Genomic DNA, 8155 nt, shown 5'->3' with positions numbered 1-8155 from the left:
CCCACCCTCCCTTTGATTCGTTCCGGGCTCCGCCCGCCCCCGCCGGCACCATGGCCGCCCGAACGAAACGCCAGCCGATCCGGGGTTCTCGCACCCGCCCTCCCTTTGTTTCCCCCGGGTTCTGCCCCGCCATCGCCATGGTTGCCCGGCGAGGTCAGCAGCCACGGAAGGGGAGTTCTCCCACCCGCCCTTTGTTCGTCCTCGGGTTCCGCCCGCCGATGCCGTGGCAATGCGGGTGCGCGGTTTGTGAGCCCTTGTGTCGGGCAGGTCCCGAATGCCGCATGTGCTTCGTGCCGGGGGGATCATGACTTTTCGGGTGGACTCCGAGGTGGGGCGGCTCCACCAGGTGCTGGTGCACACGCCGGACCTCTCGCTGAAGCGGCTCACCCCCAGCAACAAGGATGACCTGCTCTTCGACGACGTGCTGTGGGTGCAGCGCGCTATCGAGGAGCATCAGGAGTTCCAGCAGGTGCTGCGGGAGCGCGGCGTCACGATCCTCCCGCTGCTGGACCTGCTCCGGGAGACGATCACGATCCCCGAGGCCAGGAAGCACATCCTGGACGCCAGCGTCGACGAGCGCTGGTTCGGGCCGCTGGCCACCGACGCCATCCGCGACGCCTTGGACGCGCTCGACGAGAAGGCGCTCGCGCCGTACCTGACGGGCGGCATCACCAAGCGGGAGATCATGGAGCTGGGCTGCGACCCCAAGTCGCTGGCCTTCCACACCCTCGGCCCGGACGACTTCGTACTGCCGCCGCTGCCCAACCATCTGTTCACCCGGGACACCTCGTGCTGGATCTACGACGGCGTCTCGATCAACGCGATGCGGAAGAAGGCCCGCCGCCGCGAAACGGTCAACATGGAAGCGATCTACAAATTCCACCCCACGTTCGCGAGCGGGTACGGCACCGCCTTCCACGTCTGGAACGAGGGCACCCCGATGGCCCCCGCCACCATCGAGGGCGGCGACGTCCTGGTCATCGGACGGGGCGCGGTCCTGGTCGGGATGAGCGAGCGCACCCAGCCCCAGGCCGTCGAGATGCTCGCCCAGAAGCTGTTCCGCGCCGGCTCGGCCCGGAAGATCGTGGCGCTGAACCTGCCGAAGGCGCGGGCGTTCATGCACCTGGACACGGTGCTGACCAACGTGGACGCCGGGGTCTTCACCAAGTACGCGGGCCTGGGCATGCTGCCGTCGTACACGATCGAGCCTGGCGCCACCGACCGGGAACTCAAGGTCACCGACCACCCCGCCGAGGACATGCACCAGGCCATCGCCCACGCCCTCGACATGGCCGACATCACGGTCCTCACCGCCGTCCAGGACGTGCACGCCGCCGAACGGGAGCAGTGGGACGACGGCTGCAACGTCCTGGCCATCGCCCCCGGCGTGGTCATCGCCTACGAACGCAACACCACGACCAACAACTACCTACGCTCCCACGGCATCGAGGTCATCACCATCCGCGGCAGCGAACTCGGCCGCGGCCGCGGCGGCCCCCGCTGCATGAGCTGCCCCCTCGACCGCGACGGCATCTAACCCGACTTTCACCCGAAAGTCCGCACCCGCCGGATCCGTCCGTCGTCATGGCACCCGCCGAGCATGCCGTGTTGCTCATACCGGAAGGTGACCGCAGTCCGGGATACCGGGTCTGACCTGTAACCCTCCTCTGGCCTCTGGCGCCACCGGGGTGGCCGAACCCGGTCTCATCCATGCCAGTACACACATCGGCGTCGGACTCAACCAGTTCGACCGTACCCCTGGCCCTTCGCGGGTTAGGGCTCTTCGCATCCGGCCGTCGCCATGGTGCCCACCGGAGAGCCACCGGGGCCGACCGAAACCGGTCTCGCCCATGCCCAGTACACACATCAGCGTCGGACTCAACCAGTTCGGCCGTGCCCCTGGCCCTTCGCGGGTTAGGGCTCTTGGCAAAGGGTGCAGCCGGGCGGGCCTCCCGGCGGGAGCTCCGGGTCCGGCGGCGGAGGCAGCGGGAACGGGTTCTCGTCGTCCCAGTCCGGGATCCTCGGGTCCCCGGAAGCCGCGCAGGAAAGGAAGTCGATGGTGGTGATGCCGGTGGTCGTGCCCCACGACTGCTGCGGCACGCCGGGACATCCGAACCAGGTCTGGCCGATCGCGGGGCCGCCAAGCCCGTCATGGAAGGTCAGGACCGTCAGGAAGTCACCACCCTCCTCGGGGTGTCCCGGAGTCGGTGGAATCGCGTAGGCCGGTCCACCACCGAGCGCGATCGCGCCGGCGACCAGCACGGTCGCGACTATGCCGCGCCTGAGGAAGCCACGCCTGAGATTGGATGCGGATACTCGGGGTTCTGTCATCAAAGTGTCCCAGCCTTCTTTCGAGTCGCACATTCGGCTGCTTGCACTTCTCAGACGTGACACCACGTTCCGCCCTGTTCCCCCACCCCGTTCCACCCGTTCCACCGAGGGATCAGGTGCCCGCCTGCGGAGGGCATGCCGAAGGCGGTCGCCCTGCCCGGCGATGTTGTAGCCAGTGACGGTGTAGCCAGCGGAGAAGGGTCGGAATCGGCGAGCAAACCCTGGGGGAAGGGAACGGTCAGCGTCGGGTCGGTCGGGGGCCCGTCGTGTTGGGGGTGGTGATGGCGTCTTAGAACACCAGACAGGATGCCGCTGCTGATCGTGGCGCCGGTCCGACGAGAACCGCCACCCAAGAACCGCCGCCAGCGTTAGAGGCGCCGGATAGACGGTGAGCAACCCGGCAACCTGCTCAGGTGTAGGTGCTCTAACCCGCCCGCCAGTGTTCTCTTCAACCCGCCATGGGGAGGGTGCGCTGAGTGACGACGCCGAGGGTGGATTCGATGATGGTGACGAAGCCCTCGGCTTCGGCGATGAGTTCGTCGGCGTCGTGGGGGCTGACGAGGTGGATGAGGCCGGCTTCGGCGGCGGCGCGTTTCTTGGCGCTGATGGCGAAGTAGGCGGCCCACTGGGAGAGTTCGGGCTGGGCCTCGGGCAGGAGTTCCCAGGCGCTGCGCAGCCGCCGGCGGCGGCCGTCGATGGGCTGGGGGCGGGCGGCCAGGATCGCCGCGGCCGCGCGGAGTGCCGCGAGGTGGGCGTTGATGTAGCGTTCCGCCGGGGATGTCGCGAGGGTCGCGTCCGCCAGGCAGGCGCGGGCGTCCGTCAGGTGTGCGAGAACGGTCCGCGACACCTTGGGCCCACTGGGCCCGGCGCCGGGCCCGCTGCTGGGCCCGTTGTGCGGTCCGGTCATGCCAGCCTCCTAGGGCTTGGTGGCCTCCGGCGGTCTCCGCCGGTGGAATCAGACTCGCAGACGCCACCGACATTTCCCGCCTGCGGTTCCTCCAGGTCGCTGCACCGGCCGGACGAGGAGCTTCCCCTCTCCCCGTCCGGCCCAAGCTTCGGGGCCGCGCTCCCACTCGTCTCCGCCGACGACGGGGAGCGCAGGCCCCTCTTGGGTGAGAGCAGGCCGCGAGTCCCACGCTCACACCTCGAACATAATTTCGACCAAGGTCAAAGTCAAGCACTTCGCCGAACAGGGGTTCGATCAATGGCACTGTCCGCGCGCGAAAACGGCCCCGCACCTGGAAAGATGCGGGGCCGTCGAGGTGCGTCAGCGGGCGAACTTGCCCCGCACGTGCACGGGCACACCCGTGCCCAGCTGTCCCGGGAGGATCTCCGCGACATGCATCGGCAGCCGTACGCAGCCGTGGGAGGCCGGGTAGAGCGGCACCGACAGCGCGCCGTGGAAGGCGATGCCGCCGTTGAAGAAGATCGGGTTGTACAGCTGGCCCAGGTAGGACTTGTGCCAGCCGCTGCGCCGCCAGGTCGTCTTGAAGTTCCCGGTGGGCGTGCGCGCGTCGCCGGAGAACCGCTGGCGCTCGCCGTTCCACATCGCGTACTCGACGTACGGCACCCCGCTGCCGGACGAGATATGAGTGATCAGGCGGACCTGCCCGCCCCGGTAGAGGACCATGATCTGCTTGGTCAGGTTGACCTCGGCCCGGTCCGGCTTGCCGTTCGGCACCAGGACCTTGGGCTGGACCGGCTGTTCCAGGGCGTTCCAGGTCCTGGCCGTGATCGTGCTGGACGGCTTGAGCCCCTGGACCTTCTGGAAGGCCCAGACGGCGGCCTGGGTGGCGCCGCCGTACCTGCCGTCGATCTTGCCGGGAAGGTACTTCAGTTGTTTGAGCCGCGTCTGGAGCGCCTTGACCGCCGCCCCCTTGGCGCCCAGCTTGAGCGTCTTGCCCGGGGCGACGAACGGCGCCGGCTCCCAGGCCGACACCAATCGGACCGCTCCAGAGTCCAGGCTGACCGCGGCCGGACGTGCGTGCTCAGCACCCGTCACAGCGCAACCGGTCAGCGCCACGGCCGCCGCCGATAACAGCGCCGCGGCGGCGAGATGACGGCGTCGAGCCCTCATCTACATCAACCCCCTCAAATACACCATCATTTGGCAAAGGACAGTAGCGCACGGGGTGCTTGGATCCCGCTTGACAGCCACTTGATCCCTGGTGGGGCAATGGGGGCGTAAAGCGAGCCTCCTGCCCTTCCTTACTGTTTAGAGTTGGCGGGTGAGTGAAAAGTTGCACCCCAACATCGCCCATATCGCCGCGATCCTTCGCGAAATGGGCGCAACCGGTGAGCCTGTCGTGCTCGACGAATCAGCCCCCACCGCGGCCACCGCCGCCGCCCAGCTCGGCTGCGAGGTCGGCGCGATCGCCAACAGCCTGATCTTCAACGCGGACGGCGCCCCGCTGCTGGTGCTCACCAGCGGCGCCCACCGCGTGAACACCGACCTGGTCGCCACCACCATCGGCGTCGCCAAGCTCCGTCGCGCCACCCCGGAGTTCGTCCGCGAGCACACCGGCCAGCCCATCGGCGGCGTCGCCCCCCTGGGCCACCCCGCGCCGGTCCGCACCCTGGTGGACACCTGGCTGGCCAAGCACCCGACCGTCTGGGCCGCCGCAGGTCACCCGCACTCCGTCTTCCCCACCACGTACGACGAGCTGCTGAAACTCACCAACGGCACGCCCACGGAAGTGGAGTAAATCAAGCATTTGCTTGACTAGTCGGTCGGCCGGATCTACCGTGGCTTCGTGGATCTGGAGCTTGCGGGCCGTTGCGCCCTGGTCACGGGCGCCGGCACCGGGATCGGCAGGGCCACCGCCCGCCTGCTGGCCGCCGAAGGAGCCCAGGTCGTCCTGGTCGCCCGCCGCCTGGACGCCCTGGAAACCCTTTCGGCGGAGATCGCAGCCGAGGGCCGTCCCCGTCCCCTCAGCCTGGCGGCCGACCTCACCGACCCGGACGCCCCTGAGCACCTGCGCGACCAGGTGAACGACCGCCTCGGCCGGCTCGACATCCTGGTCAACAACGCCGGTGGCGCCGAACCCGCGGGCGCCACTCTCGACGAGGCGCTCTGGCGGAGCCAGTTCGAACTCAACTTCCACGCCAAACGCCGCCTGGCCGAGGAGTTCCTCCCCCTGCTGGCGGCGGGGGGCCAGGGCCGGGTGGTGAACCTCGTCGGCATCCTGGAGCCGTTCGGGGTCTCGGCGGCCCAGGCCGCGGTCGCGGCGTGCATCCTCTGGTCCAAAGGCTTCTCCCGCGCGGTCGCGGACCGCCAGGTGACCGTGAACTGCGTGGCCCCCGGGCGGATCGACAGCGAGCAGGTCCGCGCGCACTTCCCCACCCGCGCGGCCCAGGAGGAGTTCGCCCGCCAGCTCATCCCGGCCCGGCGCTTCGGAACACCCGAGGAGGCCGCCGCCCTGATCGTGTTCCTCGCCTCCGGGCCCGCCCGCTACATCACCGGAGACACCTTCACCGTCGACGGTGGCATGCACCGCTCAATCTAGGCAGGCAAGTAATGACCGACGCGCACACGGTGGCCCTGGCCATGCTCACCGCCCTGGACGCCAACGACGCGGAGGGTGTCCGCCGGTGGCTGGCCCCCGACGCGTACTGGTGGGTGGACACCGGCCTGGACCGGGCGAGCGGCCGCTTCGACACCGACCCGGGCGAGGACCGCCCGTGGCCCCTGCACGGCCGCATGAACGCGATGGACAAGTGCGACCTGCTCTCCGGCGTCCCCAGGCGTTTCCCCGGCGGAGTGCGCCAGCAGGTCCGGCGCTCGTTCGCGAGCGGCGACGTCGCCGTCCTGGAGGTGGCGGGCGACGGCCTGTTCGGCGGCGTCCACCCCTACCGCAACCGCTACTGCTTCGTCATCCGTGTCGTGGACGGACTGATCGTCTCCGTACGCGAATACCTCGACACCGCCCACGCCGCCGCCGTCTTCGAAGGCCGCAACCTCAACCACCGCTCCACCGACGACTCCCCCTGGCCTCCCGAGGCCGGCCCCACCGGCCCCGGCGGCGAACTCGCCCTCGCCTTCCTCGCCGCCATCTCCACCGCCGACGCCGACCGCCTCCTCGCCCTCTGTACGGCTGACGCCACCTGGTGGGCCGACGGCGGCCGACTCCGCACGGCGGGCCCCGAAGCCCCCGTCGACCTCAACCCCGGCCTCCTGGTCGTCGGCCGCGTCCTCATCAGCGCGCGAGCCACCAGAATCCCCGCCCTGAAAACCACCTACCCCACCGGCCTCACCCTCCTGGCCCACCGCATCACCGAAACCCCCAACCTCGTCGCCGTCGAAGCCCTCAGCCGCGGCACCCACCACACCGGCGCCCGCTACGAGAACCGCTACGCCTTCGTCCTCTCCTTGGATGGCAGCGGCGGAATCACCGAAGTCAGGGAGTACTGCGACACCCGCCACGCCTTCGACGTCTACGGCCTCACCGACCGCTAGGCGGTCGGGCATCACAGGTCGAAGGTTGGCGCTGGTCGCTTGAGGAGAGGCGAGACTCGTTGACGTCACCTCCGGACAGTCACGTGCACACCGAGTAGTCCTGGGACGCCCAAATTGAGGAGGCCTGGCAGCTTCACGGAGTCCGTGCGGTCAATCGCCGGGGAGAACTGTGAGGCATTGTCCCTTGTGAAGGTGGCGGGTCCCTTGTGAAGGTGGCGGGTCCCTTGTGAAGGTGGCGGGGGCGACGACGGGGAAGTCATGGCGATCTAGTGCCGCAATCTCCCGCAGATCGGCACGCGGGCATGCGCGCGGTCCACGCCGCAGGACCCGACGAAGTCGGAGCCGACTAAACGGAGAGTCGGCCCGCGGAGTCGGCATGCGGAGCCAACCAAACGGGGAGTCGGCATGCGGGGTCGGCCCGGACGGTTCCCCGGCCCGGGTGGGTGGCGCGCTCGTGCCGGTCCGGTTCAGCGCCGAAATCGTCCGGCGAAGCGGCCTCTTTTGCCGAGGTAGAGCAGGGTCCAGGTGCCGTCGTCGTTGCGGCGGAGGCGGTAGCGGTCGGGGTGGGCTGCTTTGTCGCGGTTGTGCCATGCGCAGGCGGGGGCGAGCTGGTCCAGGTCGGTGGTGCCGCCCTCAGCCCAGCCTTGGACGTGGTCGATTTCGCACATGTCGGCGGGGATGGCGCAGTCGTCGCGGTAGCAGGTGGTGTAGCGGGCCAGGACGGCATGCCGCTGCGCCGGCGTGGCCAGGCGCACCGCGCGGCCCATGTCCAGCACCCGGCCCTTGGCGTCGACGACCATCCGGACCAGCCTCGAGGTACGGGCCAGCCGATGGACATCGGAGATGGGCAGCAGCTGCCCGGTGGCGATCAGCAGCCCGGGCGCCAGCCGGTCCGGCGCATGCCCACAAGTCCTGCACGCCTCCCCCACCGGCCCCACACCCGAGCCCACGCTCCCCGCACCCACCCCGACGGAACCCGAGCCCGCGCTGCCGGCACCTGTCCCGGTCGAACCCATGCCCGCGCTCCCCGCACCCGCTCCGGCTGAACCTGTGTTCGCGCTGCCGGTGCCCGCTCCGGTTGAACCCGTGCCTGCAGTGTGGCGGGGGCCGCCTGCGCAGCGGGTCGAGTCGTGGGCGGCCTGAGGTGTCCCGGGCCGGGTATCGCTGGAGCCGGCGGTGTCAGCGTTGGCGCTATCAGGGTCGACGGTGTCGGCCGCAGCTGTGTCGGCGCGTCCGGATGTGCTCTGCGATGGCGGCGCCTCTGCGGCGGGCGTGTCGGACGTGCCGGACGCTGTGGTGGAGTCGGCGCCAGGTGCGGGGTGGCCAGCGGTGGCGTGACCGGCGGTGGGATGGTCGTGTGTGGGGTGG

The 8155-nt window shown here is 69.7% G+C and carries 8 protein-coding genes; 4 read left to right on the top strand and 4 right to left on the bottom strand.

From position 1 onward, the window contains the following. Positions 1 to 304 precede the first annotated feature (304 nt). On the top strand, positions 305 to 1537 hold the full coding sequence (locus Aple_RS51375; protein WP_155352111.1) for an arginine deiminase: 1233 nt from the start codon (positions 305 to 307) through the stop codon (positions 1535 to 1537). A gap of 377 nt (positions 1538 to 1914) precedes the next feature. Here the strand turns inward: Aple_RS51375 and Aple_RS51370 are convergent, their stop codons facing one another. The 3 genes from Aple_RS51370 to Aple_RS51360 form a co-directional block, all read right to left on the bottom strand. Further along, a complete protein-coding gene (locus Aple_RS51370) occupies positions 1915 to 2262 on the bottom strand; it encodes a hypothetical protein (RefSeq protein ID WP_155352110.1) in 348 nt (115 codons plus the stop codon). 517 nt (positions 2263 to 2779) lie between these two features. Beyond that, positions 2780 to 3238: an SAV_6107 family HEPN domain-containing protein gene (locus Aple_RS51365; protein ID WP_155352109.1), complete on the bottom strand. Its 459-nt coding sequence runs from the start codon at positions 3236 to 3238 to the stop codon at positions 2780 to 2782. Positions 3239 to 3598: 360 nt separating this feature from the next. After that, positions 3599 to 4408, bottom strand: coding sequence for a L,D-transpeptidase family protein (locus Aple_RS51360; RefSeq protein ID WP_155352108.1), 810 nt, complete (start codon positions 4406 to 4408; stop codon positions 3599 to 3601). Positions 4409 to 4559: 151 nt separating this feature from the next. On the opposite strand from Aple_RS51360, the gene Aple_RS51355 reads away from it, so the two are divergent. The 3 genes from Aple_RS51355 to Aple_RS51345 are packed head-to-tail and all read left to right on the top strand — an operon-like array spanning position 4560 to position 6787. Further along, positions 4560 to 5036 carry a YbaK/EbsC family protein gene (locus Aple_RS51355; RefSeq protein ID WP_246265682.1) on the top strand — a complete coding sequence of 159 codons (477 nt, stop codon included), beginning with the start codon at positions 4560 to 4562 and terminating at the stop codon, positions 5034 to 5036. 48 nt (positions 5037 to 5084) lie between these two features. After that, a complete protein-coding gene (locus Aple_RS51350) occupies positions 5085 to 5837 on the top strand; it encodes an SDR family NAD(P)-dependent oxidoreductase (protein ID WP_155352107.1) in 753 nt (250 codons plus the stop codon). A gap of 11 nt (positions 5838 to 5848) precedes the next feature. Then, positions 5849 to 6787 carry a nuclear transport factor 2 family protein gene (locus tag Aple_RS51345; RefSeq protein ID WP_174890010.1) on the top strand — a complete coding sequence of 313 codons (939 nt, stop codon included), beginning with the start codon at positions 5849 to 5851 and terminating at the stop codon, positions 6785 to 6787. Positions 6788 to 7254: 467 nt separating this feature from the next. On the opposite strand, the gene Aple_RS54080 is transcribed toward Aple_RS51345, so the two are convergent. Continuing rightward, a partial coding sequence (locus tag Aple_RS54080; RefSeq protein WP_218038953.1) for an HNH endonuclease signature motif containing protein occupies positions 7255 to 8155 on the bottom strand: 901 nt, incomplete at its 5' end.

It is taken from the genome of Acrocarpospora pleiomorpha (assembly GCF_009687885.1).
GTDB lineage: Bacteria > Actinomycetota > Actinomycetes > Streptosporangiales > Streptosporangiaceae > Acrocarpospora > Acrocarpospora pleiomorpha.
The sequence above is the reverse complement of the archived record's forward strand: the minus strand, read 5'-3'. Positions and strand labels throughout refer to the sequence as shown.